Below are 16,584 nucleotides of genomic sequence, written 5' to 3'. Positions count from 1 at the left end.
AATTCAACCAATTCAACCGGGTAGTGGGGCGAAAGTCAGTGTCCGGCCCGGCGCGCGCGCCGCCGGGCCAGCCGCGAATGCACGCCGCCGAACACGAGCGGCACGAACAGCAAGGTCGAAACGGTCGCGAACAGCAGCCCGCCGATCACCGCGCGGCCGAGCGGCGCGTTTTGCTCGGCGCCTTCGCCGAGGCCGAGCGCCATCGGCACCATCCCGATGATCATCGCGAGCGCCGTCATCAGCACCGGCCGGATCCGTGTCGCGCCGGCCTCCAGCGCGGCCGTGAGCGGCGGCGCGCCGTCCGCGAGGCGTTGCCGCGCGAACGACACGACGAGAATGCTGTTCGCGGTCGCGACGCCGACCGTCATGATCGCGCCCGTCAACGCGGGCACGCTCAGGTGCGTGCCCGTGACGAACAGCATCCACGCGATGCCGGCGAGCGCGGCCGGCATCGCGCTGACGATGATCAGCGGGTCGAGCCACGACTGGAAATTGACGACGATCAGCAGATAGACGAGCACGATCGCCATCGCGACACCCGCGCCGAGGCCGAGATACGACGTGCGCATCGTCTCGATCTGGCCGCGCATCGCGAGGCTGGTGCCGCGCGGCAGCGTCGCGCGCGCGTCCGCGACGATGCGGTCGATCTCGCCCGCGACCGCGCCGAGATCGCGGCCCTCGACGCTCGCGTATACGTCGATCGCCGGGCGGATGTTGAAGTGCGTGATCACGGCCGGGTTCGCGGCACTGCGCACCTGCACCAGATTGCCGAGCAGTTGCAGCGGCATGCCCGTGCGGCCGCCGGCCGAGATCGGCGTGCCGAGCAGGTCGTCGACCGACGAGAGGTTGTATTGCGGGGTCTGGATCTGCAGCGGGTACTGGACGCCGGTGCGGGGGTTGATCCAGAACGACGGCGTCGTCTGCGAACTCCCCGACAGCGAGATCAGCATGTTCTGCGCGACGTTCTGGGCGGAGAGATTGAGCTGCTGCATGCGCGTACGGTCCATGTCGGCCAGCAGGGTCGGCTCGTCGTTGCGTTGCAGCACGTGCACGTCGACGGCGCCGGGGATTTGCCTGATCTTTTTCATCAGGTTGCTCGCAATGGTCATGTTACTCGCGAGATCGTTGCCGAGCACTTGCACGTCGATCGCGGCCGGCTGCCCGAAGTTGAGGATCTGCGTGATGATGTCCGACGGCTGGAAGAAGAACTCGACGCCCGGGAAGCGTTGCGGCAGCAGCGTGCGCAGCGTCTGCACGTAGTGGCCGGTTGCGCGGTGGCCGGGCTTGAGCGCGATCAGCAGCTCGCCGTCGAGCGTGCCGATCGTGCCGGCGTTGCTGTACGACAGGTTGATGCCGCTCACCGGCAGCCCGAGGTTATCGACGATCGCGCCGAGCTCGTCGGGCGGCACGGTGGCGCGGATCACGCGCTCGACCTGGTCGGCGAGGCGTGCGGTTTCCTCGATCCGGTAGCCGGTCGGCGCGCGCAGGTGCAGACGGATGTTGCCGGAATCGGCGTTCGGGAAGAAGTCGCGGCCGAGCACGAACACGAGGCCCGTCGACGCCACGCAGAAGCCGAGGAAGCACAGCGCGTAAAAGCGGCGGCGCACGAGCAGGATGCTGAGCAGCACGATGTACCACGCGCGCAGCCGTTCGAACGCCGCGTTGAACGCGTGATGAATGCGTGCGAAGCGCGACGTGGAATGGCCGGAGCCGGTGCTCGCCTGCTGCGGGCGGAACAGCAGCATCGCGAGCGTCGGCACCAGCGTGCGCGACAGCACGTACGACGCGAGCATCGCGAACACCACGGCTTCGGCGAGCGGCACGAACAGGAAACGCGCGACGCCGGTCAGAAAGAACATCGGCACGAACACGATGCAGATGCACAGCGTCGACACGAGCGCGGGCACCGCAATCTCGCCGGCGCCTTCGAGGATCGCGTCGTGCAGGTTGGTGCCGAACGACGACCCCCACGCTCCCTCCGGTCGCTGCCCCCCGAGGGGGCTGCTCGGCACGCCAGGGGCGGCCCGGCGCGTGCCGAGATGCAGATGCCGCTCGATGTTCTCGATCGTGACGGTCGCATCGTCGACGAGAATGCCGACCGCGAGCGCGAGGCCGCCGAGCGTCATGATGTTGATGGTCTCGCCGAGCGCGGACAGCGCGATCAGCGACGTGAAGATCGACAGCGGGATCGAGATCGCGATGATCAGCGTGCTGCGCCAGTTGCCGAGGAACAGCAGGATCATCATCGCGGTCAGCACGGCGGCGATCAGCGCCTCGTGGATCACGCCCTGGACGGCCGCGTCGACGAACACCGACTGGTCGAACAGCGGCGTGATCGCGAGCCCCTCGGGCAGCGTCGGGATCACCTTCGGCAGCAGCGCCTTCAGGTCCGACACGACCTTGAGCGTCGATGCGTCGCCGCTTTTCAGGATCGAGATGAGCACGCCGCGCTGGCCGTTCTGGCGCACGACGTTGGTTTGCGGCGCGAAGCCGTCGCGTACCGACGCCACCTCGCGCAGGTAGGTCGTCGCGCCGTTGACGGTCTGGACCGGCAGGTCGTTGATGTCGGCGACCGTATCGGCCGACGCGTTCGTGTCGATCCGGTACTCGGTCTGGCCCATCTTCGCGGTGCCGGTCGGCAGCACGAGGTTCTGCGCGTTGACCGCGTTGACGATGTCGGCCGGCGTCAGGCCCTTCGCGAGCAGCGCCTGCGGATCGAGGTCGATCGCGACCACGCGCGTGCGCCCGCCGTACGGGAACGGAATCTGCACGCCCGGCACCGTGATCAGTTGCGGGCGCAGGAAGTTCAGCGCGATGTCGGCGAGCGACTGTTCGCTGAGCGTCTTGCTCGACAGCCCGAGCTGGATCACCGGAATGCTCGACGCGGAATAGGTGATCACGAGCGGCGGCGTCGCGCCCTGCGGCATCTGTCGCACGATCGCCTGCGCGGACGAGACCGTCTGCGCGATCGCCGTCTGCACGTTCGCACCCGGTTGCAGGAACACCTTCACGACCGCGATGCCGGGCAGCGACGTCGATTCGACGTGCTGGATGTTGTTGACGGTCGTCGTCAGGATCCGTTCATGCACGGACGTGATGCGGTTCGTCATCTCCGTCGCGGAGAAGCCGGTGTAATTCCAGATCACGCTGATCACCGGGATGTTGATCGCGGGCAGCACGTCGACCGGGGTGCGCATCAGCGCAAGCGGGGTGGCCAGCACGATCATGATGGCCATGACGATGAACGTGTAGGGGCGCCTGAGCGCGAGATTGACGATCCACATGGAGGCGGCGGAACAGGCGGTGATCGGGCGTCGGTGAAGGGAACCCGAATGATAGGCGTCGGGCCGGCACGGGTTACTGTCGCGAAACTGGCTGAATCGTCAGGTTGGGGTGCGCCGGCCGTCGGCCGATTCCGCGGACGAAATGCCCCGCCGCGATGGCGGCGGTTTCGCGCATCGGGCGGCGCTCACAGCTGCTCCATGCCGAAGCGGGCGAGCGCGTCGAGATCGACGACGTCGATCTGGTTGTACGCGAGCCGCAACGCGCCGAGCTTCTCGAGCTGCTGCAGCGCCTGGTTGATCCGCTGGCGCGACACGCCGACGAGCATCCCCAGTTCCTCCTGCGAGATCGACAGCGACGGGCCGGTATCCGGGTACAGCGCGGGGTTGAAGAGCTGCGCGAGCGCTTGCGCGACCCGTGCGTCGACATCGAGCAGCCGGCTGTTCTGGATCGACGCGATGAATTCGCCCATCCGGTTGTTCAACTGATGAATCACGAAGCGCGTGAACGGCAGGCTCGTGTCGAGCAGCGCATGGAACGTGTCGACCGGCACGAACAGCACGGTCGAGCGCTGGATCGCGACGACCTCGTACTTGCGCCGCTCGCGCTTGATCACGCTGCCTTCGCCGAACCAGCCGCCCGACGGCACGCCGGAAAACGTGCAGCCGCGTCCCGACGCGTTGAAGATCGCGAGCTTCAGCAGCCCCCGATGGACGCCGATCCAGTATGCGGACGGCGCGAGCCGGTGCGCGATCACGTCGCCGGCTTCGCACTGCGCGACGTGCGACTGGGCGAGCACGAGCGCCTGGTGTTCGGGCGCCAGCGTGCGGAACCACGCGCACTGGCCGAACAGCGTCGCCAGCGGCGGCAGCGGGCCCGGTTCGGGAAGCGTGTCGGCGGGGGCGGCGGCCGCGTCGGGGTGGTCGTGCATGGGTGCGGGTTTGCGAGGATAGGGATAACGCGCAGCGCTCGAGCGGCACTCTGTCGTTTCGACGACAGACGGCTCACAATAGCGCCCGTTAGGCTGTCGGCAATTGAACCACATCAAAACGCTCCGGGGTGCAGGCGCCCTGGTCGACAGAACACGGGAGACAGGATCATGACGCAGATGTTCGAGGCCGGGCTCGGCCGCCGCGACGCCAACTACGTCCCGCTCACGCCGATCGATTTTCTGGTCCGCGCGGCCGAAGTCTACGGCGAGCGCACGGCGATCGTGCACGGCGACGTGCGGCGCACGTGGGGCGAAACCCATACGCGGGCAAAGCAACTGGCGAGCGCGCTCGCGCGAGCCGGCGTCGCACGCGGCGACACGGTCGCGGCGCTGCTGCCGAACATCCCGGCGATGGTCGAGGCGCACTTCGGCGTGCCGATGGCCGGCGCCGTGCTGAACACGATCAACACGCGGCTCGACGTGTCGTCGGTGCTGTTCATGCTGCGTCACGGCGAGGCGAAGGTGCTGATCGTCGACACCGAATACGCGGAGGTCGCGCGCCGCGCGGCGCTCGAGGTGCCGGGCCTGAAGATCGTCAGCGTGGCCGACGCGATGCCGGCGGATCCCGACCGTTTCGCGGGCGCGACCGACTACGAGGCGTTCGTCGCCGGCGGCGACCCCGACTACGCATGGACGCCGCCCGCCGACGAATGGGAGGCGATCGCGCTGAACTACACGTCGGGCACGACGGGCGATCCGAAGGGTGTCGTCTACCACCATCGCGGCGCGTATCTCGCGGCGATCAGCAACATCCTCGAATGGGACATGCCGAAGCACGCGGTGTATCTGTGGACGCTGCCGATGTTCCACTGCAACGGCTGGTGTTTCCCGTGGGCCGTCGCGGCGCGCGCGGGCGTGAACGTGTGCCTGCGCAAGTTCGACGCGAAGACCGTGTTCGACCTGATCCGTCGCGAGCGCATCACGCACTACTGCGGCGCGCCGATCGTGCAGAGCGCGATCGCGAACGCACCGGCCGAGCTTCGCGACGGCATCGACCATACGGTGCACGCGATGGTCGCGGGCGCGGCGCCCGCGCCGGCCGTGATCGCGAAGATGAAGGAGATCGGCTTCGACCTGCTGCACGTGTACGGGCTGACCGAGGTCTACGGCCCGGCGACCGTCTGCGCGAAGCAGGCGCACTGGGAAGCAGCGTCCGACGAGGAACGCGCGCGGCTCAATGCGCGCCAGGGCGTGCGCTATCACCTCGAAGCGGGCGCGACGGTGCTCGATCCCGACACGATGACGCCGGTGCCGGCCGACGGCGAAACGCTCGGCGAGATCATGTTCCGCGGCAACATCTGCATGAAGGGCTACCTGAAGAACCCGAAGGCGACCGACGAGGCGTTTCGCGGCGGCTGGTTCCATACCGGCGATCTCGCGGTGCTGATGCCGGACGGCTATATCCGGATCAAGGATCGCAAGAAGGACATCATCATCTCGGGCGGCGAGAACATCTCGAGCATCGAGGTCGAGGACGCGCTGTACCGCCATCCGGCCGTCGCCGTGGCGGCCGTCGTCGCGATGCCCGACCCGAAATGGGGCGAGGTGCCGTGCGCGTTCGTCGAGCTGCGCGAAGGCGCGAGCGCGACCGAGGAGGAGATCGTCGCGCACTGCCGGCAACTGCTCGCGGGCTTCAAGGTGCCGAAGGCCGTGCGCTTCGGCGAGCTGCCGAAGACGTCGACCGGCAAGATCCAGAAGTTCCAGTTGCGCCATGCGGTCGGCTCGGACAAGGCGATCGATCTGGCCGGCGAGAAGAAGTAGAAGCAGGCGGCGGGCTTTCCGCCGCCGCGCGTCGACGATCGCGAGATTACGCGCCGCGCGCCAGCCGGAACACGCTCACCGCCTCCGACAGTTGCGCGGCCTGGTCGCGCAACGCGACGGCCGCGCGCTCGGCGTCCGAGATCAGCCTCGCATTCTGCTGCGTCGCGTCGCCGATCTGCGTGACGGCCAGATTCACCTGCTCGATGCCGGTCGATTGTTCGCGCGACGCGGCGCTGATCTCGCCGATCAGCGTGCGGACCTGGTCGACCCGCGCGACGATGTCGCGCATCGTGCCGCGCGCGGCGTCCGCGATCCGGTAACCCTGTTCGACCGTCGTCGACGATTCGGTGCTCAGCGTGTCGATCTCCTTGACCGCGGCCGCGCTGCGTTGCGCGAGCGCGCGCACCTCGGCCGCGACCACCGCGAAGCCCTTGCCGTGTTCGCCCGCGCGGGCGGCCTCGACGGCCGCGTTCAGCGCGAGGATGTTGGTCTGGAACGCGATGCCTTCGATCGCGCCGGTGATCTCGGCGATCCGGCGCGTCGCGCGGCCGATGTCGTCCATCGTCGCGACCACGCGCTGCACCGCGGCGTCGCCGTTCGTCGCGGCGGCCGATGCGTCCGCGACCAGCGCGTTGGCTTGCGCCGCATGCTCGGCGCTCTGCTGCACGGCGGCGGTGATCTGTTCCATGCTCGCGGCCGTCTGTTCGACGCTGCTCGCTTGCGTCGCGATGCGCGCGGCGATGTCGCCGCTACCGGCCGCGATGCCGACCGTGCCGTGCGCGATGTCGGCCGCGCTGTTGCGCACCTGCGCGACGATTCGCGCGAGGCCGTCGCCGATCCCGTCGACGGCCTGCACGAGCCGGCCGATCTCGTCGTTGCCCGCGCTGTCGTGCGCGTTCGCGCCGTCGCGGATACGCACGCTGAGGTCGCCCGCCGCATAGCGCTCGGACGCGCGTGCCGCGGCTTCCAGCGGCCGGCTCACGACGCGCCGCACGACGATGACGAACAGCGTCGCGAACGCCGCGACGAGCACGGCGCCGATCATCAGGAAACGGTTGCGGGTGGCGCGCATGGTGGCGAGCAGTTCGTCGTCGAGCGCGATGCCGCCGACGAGCCATTGCCACTGCGGAATCGTCGTGAACGACACGACTTTCGCGGTCGGCCCGCGGTCGTGCGCAGCCGGGTCGGTCGACGTGTACGCGAGCCGGCCCTGGCCGGCCGCGAGCATCTGCGCGTAGGGCGCGCGCGTGCCGTCGGCCGGTTGGCCCGCCGCGTCGGGATGCACGACGAACGCGCCGCGCGACGGACCCTGCGATGCATCGAGCACGAAGTAGTAGCCGTTGTCGCCGATTTTCAGCGAGCGGATGCCGTCTTCGACGAGCTTGAGCTCGGCGCCGATGTCGAGGCCGACGAACAGCGCGCCGATCACGCGGCCGGTCGCGTCGGTCACCGGCTTGTACTGCGTGATGTACGGCCGGCCGAACAGCTTCGCGAGGCCGGTGTAGCTGCGCCCGGCGACCAGCGGCGCGTACGCGGGGCCGGCGCGGTCGAGCTTCGTGCCGACCGCGCGCGCGCCGTCCTGCTTCTTCAGCGACGTCGTGATGCGCACGAAGTCGTCGCCGTCGCGCGCGAAGATCGTCGCGATCGCACCGCTTTTCTTCAGAAACTGGTCGGGAATCGAATAGTCGAGGTCGAGCGGCTGGCCGCCGGCGGACAGCGTCGGCGCGGCGACGCCGCCGATGTCGACGGTGCGTGCCGGATCGAGCGCGAAATCGGCCGGCAGGAAGCTCGCGAACAGCGTCATCGCGCGTGTCGCTTCGGCCGACAGCGCCTTGTCGAACAGCTCGACCATCGCGCCGATCGACTGCTCCTTGTCGGCGATCCGTGCGTGCGCCTCGTCGGCGAGTTGCTGGCCGGCAAAATGGGCGAGCGCCCACGCGAAAACGGTGAACAGCAGTGCAACGAGCGCGCACGCCAGCGCGGCAAGACGCGTACCGACGCTCACCCGGCCCAATTGGGTCAATCTCATACGGGATCCTGAGTGGGGAGAGAGGGGCGGAACGCACGCGTCACCGCTTGTCGACGGGTCATCGGCAGTTTCGGCGAATTCTTTAGCGGCGCGCGCACGGCGGCGGCATGCGTCGGCTCGACCCGCGCAACCGGATGACGGACGGTTTCAGTGCGTCACGAGCCACGCGACGGCCAGATAGCGGCCGACCTTCGCGATCGTCACGATCGCGAGAAACGTGGGCAGCGGCTCGCGCAGCACGCCGGCGATCATCGTCAGCGGATCGCCGATCACCGGCGCCCAGCTCAGCAGCAGCGACCAGCGGCCGTAGCGCGCATACCAGCGCTCGGCGCGCGCGAGCGCGGACGGCTTGACCGGAAACCAGCGGCGCTCGCGGAAATGCTCGATCCCTCGGCCGAGCGCCCAGTTGATCGCCGACCCGGCGACATTGCCGACGCTCGCGACGAACACCAAAGCCCACACAGGCTCGCGCCCGGCCAGCAGCAGGCCGGCGAGCACGGCTTCGGATTGCAGCGGGAACAGGGTCGCGGCGACCATCGACACGGCGAACAGGCCGCCGTAGGTGAGCAATTCGGACATCGCGCGATTGTACCGGCCGCGCGGCGGCGGGCCGGGGTCACACGGCTCCGGGATCGCCGGCGCGCGGCATCAACGCGGCATCGGCCGTGCCGAACGGCGGTTCGGAATCGTCGACTTGTCGACCGGTTCGTCGTCGACCGGTGCGGGCGAACCGTTGCGGCAAGAACACGTTGTCGGGCGTCAACGGCCGCAGCCGTGCAGGGCGCGGCCACGCTCACGCGCGCGACCGTCCGCGCGGCCGTTCAATTCCAGCCGACCATGATCGCGCCCATCCCGACGAGCAACCCGCCCGTCACGCGGTTCATCGCACGCATGCGCGCCGGCCGCTGCAACGCGCGGCTCAGCCGATGCGAGAACAGCGCCATCGACGCGACGCCGCCCGCGAACAGCAGCGCGAACGTCGCGGCGAGCAGCAGGTATTGAAGGTTCAGGCTCCAGTCGGCATTCGGGCTGATGAACTGCGGAAAGAACGACGGAAAGAACAGCAGCGTCTTCGGATTCAGCCCGGAAGTCGCGACGCCGCGCCAGAACAGCGCGCGCCCGGTGTCGGTGTCCGGCGCGGCGCTCGCCGTTCCGGCGCCGGCGTCGGCCGGTGCCCCGGCTGCACCGCCTGGCGCGCGACTCAGCCATTGCTTGCCGCCGAGCCAGACGAGATATGCGGCGCCGGCCCAGCGCAGCGCGGTCAGCGCGTGTTCGTCGAGGTGGACCAGCGAATTCAGGCACAGCGCGGTCAGCGCGAGTTGCAGCAGCACGGCGAGCGTGCCGCCCCACACGCACGGCAGCGCGCGGCGCCAGCCGGTGCGCAGCGCCTGGTTCATCGTGAGCAGGTTGACGGGGCCTGGCGCGTAGATGAGGACGACGGAAGCGGCGAGGAACGACAGATAAAGCTTGAACGACATGACGGACAGGCAGGAACGGGGACGCAGGCACCGGCCCCGCACGCGGTCGGATAGGCGTGCGGGCGGCGGGGAATCGCATGCCTGCAGGCCGGCACCGCAACTCGTGATTGCGGCCGTGCGTCCCGCTGCGACGGGTATCGCGGGGAGCGTGCCGGCCAGCAGGCATGGAGAAAATGTATCAAGCGGCCCGGTTAAAAGGCTTCCTGTTTTCCAGCAAAATGGACCTGAAACCGGAATCCTGTTCAGATAGAATGCCGATTTTCAGTAGAAGATTCTTCCTGTCATGGCTACCCGCGAACGCACGCCGAAAACGCTCGACAATCAGGACCGCAAGATCCTCGGTGCATTGCAGAAAAATGCGCGTCTGTCGAACGCCGAACTGGCCGAACAGATCGGCATGTCGACCACCGCCTGCTGGAACCGCACGCGACAACTCGAACTCGACGGCTACATCGACGGCTATGTCGCGCTGGTCAACCAGCGCAAGCTCGGCTATGCGGACATCGTGATCCTCGAAGTCACGCTCGATCGCCACGAGGACGACGCGCTGGCGCGCTTCGGCGCCGAGCTGGCGGCGCTGCCGGAGGTGCTCGAGGCGTATCTGGTGTCGGGGGAGTACGACTACTGGATCAAGGTGGCGGTGGACGGCACGGCCGGCTACGAGCGCTTCCTGCGCGAAAAGCTGTACCGGATTTCGAGCATCCGCCACAGCCGCTCGATGTTCGCGCTGCGGTGCATGAAGGACGTGCCTTCGATTCAGGTGTGACGGAGCGGAGCCGCGCGCGCGGCCGTCGTTGCAACGGCGGGCGTTGGCGGCGACGCGCTGGCGCGGACGAAACCGGCGAACGGCCGACGGCGACGGCTCGCTAGGGAGACGGCCGGCGAACACGCGAAAACGGAAGAATCTTCCGTCCGCGATGGCCGGGCACGATCGCGGGCCGGCCGGGAACGGCTTTGGGCCGAGGCATGCGGCCGGCGGCAATCCGTATCAATCGGCGCCGATCTCGGGCTGCACACGGCCTGAAACACGGCCTCGAGACGATCTTGAAACGCTCGCCGCACGGCGAGCGTATTCGGCCGGGACGAGCCCGGCCGCTTGCCAGCTGACCGGCGCGACCGCCGGTTGCCCGGCGCAACGGCCGCTGTCGGCGTGCGTCACCGCAAGCGCATCAAGCGGCCGGCAGTCGGCTCAGCGCGGCAGGCGCGCGTGTGCTTCGGCGATGACTTCGCAGTTCGCGAGATGCAGTGCCCAGGCTTCTGCCAACAGCTCGCCCACGCGTGCGAGCCAGCCAGCGGATTGGGTGGAACGATCGGAGACATTAGACGTTTGCATGACGAAGCCCCATGTAGGTGGCGAGTTAGGGATAACCCTAATCATAGCGAAGGGCTGCCGCCTTGTGAAATGCGATTTCGTTATATGAGAATTACTGACAATTCCTGTTGCTGCTACGCAACATGAACGTCGGCGGCGCAGGCGTGCCGGACAGCCGCGACGCGGCCGTGCCGGCAAGGATGCACGTGGAGGAAAAAGGAATTCGAGCGTACGGAACGGGCGCGATTACCGGCCGATCCATCCGAAGCGCCACGACAATCGCCGCGTCGCGGCCCGCAGCGTCTGCGCCAGCTCGCTGTCCGGCCCGCGCGGAAAGCCGCGCGACGAGCCGATGATCGCGATCACGAGCCGGATGCTGCCGGTGTGATCGAACACCGGTGCGGCAATCGTTCCGATGCCCGGCACCGGCGCGTCGAACGCGAAATCGAGTTCGTCCGCGCGGATCGCCGCGAGCCGGGCGCGGAAGGCCGCGTCGTCCGGTGCGGCGGGCGCGCCGGCGAGGCGCACGGGTTCGTTGGCGAGCAGGTCGGCCAGCACGTCGTCGGACATGCCGGACGCGAAAATCCGGCCGATCGCCGTATTGACGAGCGACATCACGGTGCCGACCTGCAGGCTCACGTGCTGCGGCCGCGCCGATTCCTCGAGCCGGATCACGGTCGGCCCGAGCGGCCCGAGCGTCGCGGCGGCCACGCTCATGTCGGTCGCGCCGGCGAGCGCGACGATCTCGGCTTCCGCGTCGCGCGTCGGCGACACGCGCTGCATCGCGATCAGGCCGAGCGCCTGCGCGAGCGGGCCGCCGTCGAAGCAGCCGGCGTCGTCGCGGCTCAGCAGGCCGATCTTCTGCAGGCTGACGAGATGCGGAAATGCCTTCGCGGCCGGCATGCCGGCCGCCGTCGCGAGATCGCGCAGCGGCAGCGCGCGACCTGCCGACACCAGCGCGAGCAGCAGCTCGCCGGTGCTGTCGAGCGCATGGATTCCGCGCTGGGCTTTCGCGTCGTCGGCCAGCGCGGGCGGGACGCGCGCGGCGCCCGGCGCCGGCGCGGGCGCCGGTTCCGCACGCGCGGCGCCGAGCGACGCGGTGGCTTGCCGCGCCGCGTCGCGCAAGGCCGCCGCGATCGGGCCGTCCCAGTCGACATCGATCGATCCCGTCGAACCGATCACCGTCAACGCGAGTTGCAGGCGTCCGTGCGTATCGAAAACGGGCACGCACATCCCGCTGACGCCCGGGCTCGGCCGGTCGATGCTGCGTTCGATGCCGCGCAGGCGAATCGTGTCGAGTTCGACCTGTTGCGTATCGCCGTCGGGCGCGCCCGACGCGCTGTCGGCGCCGGCGAGCGTGCCGCCCGCGCCGGCTTGGCTGGCCGCCATCGCGTCGAGTTGCGCGGCGTCGCCGAACGCGCGGAACACCCGGCCGGTCGCCGTCGTGTCGAGCGACATCACCGAACCGACGTGCAGGTTCATGTGCAGCGGATAGCCGCCGCGCTCGATGCGCACGATCGTCGGGCCGAGCACGCCCGGCACCGACAGCGCGACGCTCAGGCCGACCGTTTCCGCGAGCCGCGCCGCGTGCGGCAGCGTCGCGCGGTAGGCCGGCTGGCGCTCGATCGACATCAGCCCGAGCCGCAGCGACAGCGGGCCGGGTTCGTAGTTGCCGGTGATCGCATCGCGCTTGACGAGCGCGAGCCGCGTCAGGCTCACGAGATAGGTGTGCGCCTGCGCGGTGGAAAGATCGGCGGCCGCGGCCAGCTCCGACAGCCCGAGCGGCTTGCGCCGGCGCGCGAGCGCGTCGAGCAGCCGGCCGCCGACCTCGACACTCTGGATACCGCGCTGCGCCTTGAGCGGCGCATCGTCCGCGCTGACTTCGTGGTTCTGCACGCGATGATTCTTCCGTTGACGAAACCCCGCATGGTATCCGACGCCATTTCCCGCGCCAGCCCGCAGGTTTACCCGCATTAGACAATAACAAGTGTGTTTGTCATTGACAAATATTCGATGCGGGCAGATGATCCGCTCATTCCCCTCAACACATGGCTCGAAGCCACGGAACGCACAATGGCCAAAGCATTTGCCTCCCAAGCCGATCTGGAAGAGAAGAAAGTCACCTGGACGCAATTGTCCGAGAACGCATACGCGTACACGGCCGAAGGCGACCCGAATTCGGGCGTGATCGTCGGCGACGACAGCGTGCTGATCGTCGATACGACCGCGACGCCCGCGATGGCGCAGGACCTGATCGCGAAGATCCGCAGCGTGACCGACAAGCCGATCAAGCACGTGGTGCTGTCGCACTACCACGCGGTGCGCGTGCTCGGCGCGTCCGCGTACTTCGACGAAGGCGCGCAGCACGTGATCGCGAGCCGCGGCACGTACGAGATGATCGTCGAGCGCGGCGAGGCCGACATGAAGTCGGAGATCGAGCGCTTTCCGCGCCTGTTCGCCGGCGTCGAGACGGTGCCGGGCCTGACCTGGCCGACGCTCGTGTTCGAGCGCGAGATCACGCTGTTCCTCGGCAAGCTCGAAGTGAAGATCATGCACGTCGGCTCGGGCCACACGAAGGGCGACACGATCGTGTGGCTGCCGTCGCAGAAGGTGCTGTTCTCGGGCGACCTCGTCGAATACGACGCCGCGTGCTATTGCGGCGACGCCCAGCTCGAACAGTGGCCGGCCACGCTCGAGGCGCTGCGCGCGCTCGGCGCCGAGAAGCTCGTGCCGGGCCGCGGCCCCGCGCTGCTGAATCCGGCCGAGGTCGACAAGGGCCTCGACTACACGAAGGATTTCGTCACGACGCTGCTCGCGCAGGGCCGCAAGGCGGTCGAGCGCAATCTCGACCTGAAGGCGGCGATGGCGCTCACGCGCGAAGCGATGGATCCGAAATTCGGCCACGTGTTCATCTACGAGCACTGTTTGCCGTTCGACGTGTCGCGCGCGTTCGACGAAGCGAGCGGCATCACGCATCCGCGCATCTGGACCGCGCAGCGCGACAAGGAAATGTGGGCCGCGCTGCAGGACTGAACGGCGCACGGCGGCGGGGCGGCGTTCACATGACCGCATCGCCGTTTTTCTGAGGGTGGCGGCATTCGCGGCGGCATCGCGCCGCGGTGCCGGCAACCGTATCCGGTCTCGCAAGAAAGCAGGGCGCATGCACGCCCTCGGAGACTGCTGCGCGCTCGACGGCGCGCGGCCCGTTTGGAGAGAGACATGCCCCAATCGCTTCCCGCCGAAGCGACGCTCGCGCACGCGAGCGCTTCGGCGCCGACTTCCGCATCGAACGATGCGCTGCTGTTCCGCAAGATCGCGTGGCGGATCGTCCCGTTCCTGTTCCTCTGCTACGTCGTGTCGTTTCTCGACCGCATCAACATCGGCTTCGCGCAGTTGCAGATGAAGCACGATCTCGGCTTCAGCGACGCGATGTACGGGCTCGGCGCCGCGGTGTTCTACGTCGGCTACGTGTGCTGCGAAGTGCCGAGCAACATGCTGCTCGCGCGGTTCGGCGCGCGCCGAACGTTCACGCGGATCATGCTGCTGTGGGGCATCGCGTCGACCGGCATGATGTTCGTGTCGCAGCCGGCGCATTTCTACGTGCTGCGCTTCCTGCTCGGCGTGTTCGAGGCCGGCTTCTTCCCCGGCATCGTGCTGTACCTGACCTACTGGTTTCCCGCGAACCGGCGTGCGGCGGCGATCTCCGTGTTCTTCGCGGGCGTCGCGGTGGCCGGCGTGCTCGGCGGGTTGCTGTCCGGCTGGATCATGCGCGACATGAGCGGCGTGCTCGGGCTGCACGGCTGGCAGTGGATGTTCGCGATCGAGGGCGCGCCGGCGATCCTGCTCGCATTCGCCGCGTTCACGTGCCTCGTCGACCGGCCTCGGGACGCCACGTGGCTCACGTCCGACGAAAAGGCGCGCGTCGCCGCGCTGTGCGCCGAAGGCCGCGCACACGGCGGCGCGCACGACGGGCGCAGCGTGATGGCCGCGCTCGCGAACCCGCGCGTGTACCTGTTCGCGTTCGTCTATTTCTCGCTGACTTGCGCGTCGCTGACGCTGAACTTCTGGATGCCGCTGATGATCCGCGACTTCGGCGTGACCGACGTCGTCGCCGTGAGCCTCTATACGGTCGTGCCGAACGCGGTGGGGGCGGTCGGGCTGATCCTGATCGCGCGCCGCTCGGATCGCACCGGCGAGCGCCGCAAGCACTTCGCGTGCTGCACGATCGGCGGCGGGCTCGCGCTCGCTGCGCTGACGCTGCACCTGCCCAGCTTCGCGGCGATGCTCGTCTGCCTGTCGATCGCGGCGACGCTGATCTTCGCCGCGCTGCCGATCTTCTGGGCCGTGCCGACCCGCTACCTGTCCGGCAACGCGGCCGCGGCAGGGATCGCGCTGATCAGCAGCATCGGGATCACGAGCGGCATCGTCAGCCCGTGGGTGATCGGGATGATCCGCACGCGCACGGGCAGCATGGATCTGGCCGTGTATCTGCTCGCCGCGCTGCTGGTCGCGAGCGGCGTGGCGCTGACGGTCGGCGTGAAGGGCGAAGGCCCGCGGCGCGGCTGAACGGGCAAGGGCCGGTCGTCGCCCGCGGGCGGCGGCGATCGGCGTTCATCCCCCGTCTGCACCGGAATCCGTCGAGGAGACGAGCGAGGTAAGCCCGTCTGCAAGCTCACGCCGCGCGCGACGCGACGGCGCGACCGGCGACGCGTTGTAGCGCCGCATCGGCGCGCGGATCGTGCCGTTCCTCATCTGCCATATCGTGTCGATCCCGGACCGCGGCAACAGTACGAGCCGCCGGCGGTCCGGCGTGCGCTCAGCGAGCCGGCGCGTAGCGCGGCGCGGGCGTATCCGCCGACAAATGCGGCGCCATCGTGCGGCGTGCAGCCTCGTACGCCTCCCATTCGTCGCCCGCATGCAGCGACGGAATCGTCACGAGTTCGCCGCGATCGAACCCGACCAGCGCCGCATCGACCAGGTCCGTCGCCTTCATCACGATCTCTTTGGGCAGGTGCTCGAGCGGCAGGCCGCCCGTCTGCCAGAAATCGGTGGCCGTCGCGCCGGGCAGCACGGCCTGTACCTGCACGCCCTGGCCGGCGAGCTCGTGATGCAGCGACTGGCTGAATGCGAGCACGAACGCCTTGCTGCCGCCGTACACGCCGTTCAGCGTTTCCGGCGAGATCGCGACGATCGACGAAATGTTGATCACCGCGCCGTGGCCGCGTGCGACGAAACCGGGCACGGCCGCATAGGTCAGGCGCGTGAGCGCGGTCACGTTCAGCTCGATCATCCGCGTCATCGCGTCGACGTCGCTGTCGAGCAACGGCGCATGCGTGCCGATGCCGGCGTTGTTCACGAGCAGCGTGATGCTCGCGTCCTGTTTCAGCTTCGCTTCGACAGCGGCGAGCGCCGTGCGGTCGTTGAGATCCGCGTCGACGATCTCGATGCTGCGCTGCGTGTCGTTCGTGATGCGGTCGGCGAGGGCGCCGAGCCGGTCGCGGTTGCGCGCGACCAGGATCAGGTCGTAGCCGCGGCGCGCGAGGCGATCCGCGTAGACGGCGCCGATGCCCGACGATGCGCCGGTAATGAGGGCGGTACCGCGATGTGCTTGCGTCATGATGTACTCCGTTTCGCTGAGGATGGCCGGATGGCGTGAATGCATTCTGGCCTCGAAGCGTTGCGACACAAATGACGTAGATAGGTATGATTCCGGACATCGGGCCCATCGGCA

Annotated in this window: 12 protein-coding genes; 4 read left to right on the top strand and 8 right to left on the bottom strand. The window is 68.6% G+C overall.

The window, feature by feature from the left end:
• Positions 1-35: 35 nt before the first annotated feature.
• Positions 36-3,284 carry an efflux RND transporter permease subunit gene (locus WT53_RS20990; protein ID WP_034204910.1) on the bottom strand — a complete coding sequence of 1,083 codons (3,249 nt, stop codon included), beginning with the start codon at positions 3,282-3,284 and terminating at the stop codon, positions 36-38.
• Positions 3,285-3,469: 185 nt separating this feature from the next.
• Positions 3,470-4,213 carry a Crp/Fnr family transcriptional regulator gene (locus WT53_RS20985; protein WP_034204909.1) on the bottom strand — a complete coding sequence of 248 codons (744 nt, stop codon included), beginning with the start codon at positions 4,211-4,213 and terminating at the stop codon, positions 3,470-3,472.
• A 168-nt stretch (positions 4,214-4,381) separates the two neighbouring features.
• Between WT53_RS20985 and WT53_RS20980 the strand changes: the two genes are divergently transcribed.
• Positions 4,382-6,034, top strand: a complete 1,653-nt coding sequence (locus WT53_RS20980; RefSeq protein ID WP_060261230.1) for an acyl-CoA synthetase — start codon at positions 4,382-4,384, stop codon at positions 6,032-6,034.
• A 46-nt stretch (positions 6,035-6,080) separates the two neighbouring features.
• On the opposite strand, the gene WT53_RS20975 is transcribed toward WT53_RS20980, so the two are convergent.
• From WT53_RS20975 to WT53_RS20965, 3 genes are all read right to left on the bottom strand, one after another.
• Positions 6,081-8,063, bottom strand: a complete 1,983-nt coding sequence (locus WT53_RS20975; RefSeq protein WP_034204907.1) for a methyl-accepting chemotaxis protein — start codon at positions 8,061-8,063, stop codon at positions 6,081-6,083.
• A gap of 147 nt (positions 8,064-8,210) precedes the next feature.
• Positions 8,211-8,642: a YqaA family protein gene (locus tag WT53_RS20970; protein ID WP_034204906.1), complete on the bottom strand. Its 432-nt coding sequence runs from the start codon at positions 8,640-8,642 to the stop codon at positions 8,211-8,213.
• A gap of 242 nt (positions 8,643-8,884) precedes the next feature.
• The gene (locus WT53_RS20965) at positions 8,885-9,541 is read right to left on the bottom strand and encodes a LysE family translocator (protein WP_034204905.1); all 657 of its coding nucleotides are present in this window, start codon (positions 9,539-9,541) and stop codon (positions 8,885-8,887) included.
• 283 nt (positions 9,542-9,824) lie between these two features.
• On the opposite strand from WT53_RS20965, the gene WT53_RS20960 reads away from it, so the two are divergent.
• Positions 9,825-10,307: an Lrp/AsnC family transcriptional regulator gene (locus WT53_RS20960; RefSeq protein WP_006479115.1), complete on the top strand. Its 483-nt coding sequence runs from the start codon at positions 9,825-9,827 to the stop codon at positions 10,305-10,307.
• A 423-nt stretch (positions 10,308-10,730) separates the two neighbouring features.
• Here WT53_RS20960 and WT53_RS20955 read toward each other — a convergent pair whose 3' ends face one another.
• Both WT53_RS20955 and WT53_RS20950 read right to left on the bottom strand, forming a co-directional pair.
• Complete coding sequence (locus WT53_RS20955) at positions 10,731-10,874, bottom strand: hypothetical protein (RefSeq protein WP_230624783.1); 144 nt, start codon at positions 10,872-10,874, stop codon at positions 10,731-10,733.
• A 225-nt stretch (positions 10,875-11,099) separates the two neighbouring features.
• Positions 11,100-12,749 carry an IclR family transcriptional regulator gene (locus WT53_RS20950; protein WP_034204903.1) on the bottom strand — a complete coding sequence of 550 codons (1,650 nt, stop codon included), beginning with the start codon at positions 12,747-12,749 and terminating at the stop codon, positions 11,100-11,102.
• Between the two features lie 177 nt (positions 12,750-12,926).
• Between WT53_RS20950 and WT53_RS20945 the strand changes: the two genes are divergently transcribed.
• Complete coding sequence (locus WT53_RS20945; protein ID WP_034204902.1) at positions 12,927-13,886, top strand: MBL fold metallo-hydrolase; 960 nt, start codon at positions 12,927-12,929, stop codon at positions 13,884-13,886.
• A gap of 186 nt (positions 13,887-14,072) precedes the next feature.
• A complete protein-coding gene (locus WT53_RS20940) occupies positions 14,073-15,419 on the top strand; it encodes an MFS transporter (protein WP_034204901.1) in 1,347 nt (448 codons plus the stop codon).
• Positions 15,420-15,669: 250 nt separating this feature from the next.
• Here the strand turns inward: WT53_RS20940 and WT53_RS20935 are convergent, their stop codons facing one another.
• Positions 15,670-16,470, bottom strand: coding sequence for an SDR family oxidoreductase (locus WT53_RS20935; RefSeq protein WP_034206194.1), 801 nt, complete (start codon positions 16,468-16,470; stop codon positions 15,670-15,672).
• Between the last annotated feature and the right edge of the window lie 114 nt (positions 16,471-16,584).

It is taken from the genome of Burkholderia sp. MSMB2157WGS (genome assembly GCF_001532755.1).
Classification (GTDB): domain Bacteria; phylum Pseudomonadota; class Gammaproteobacteria; order Burkholderiales; family Burkholderiaceae; genus Burkholderia.
The sequence above is the reverse complement of the archived record's forward strand: the minus strand, read 5'-3'. Positions and strand labels throughout refer to the sequence as shown.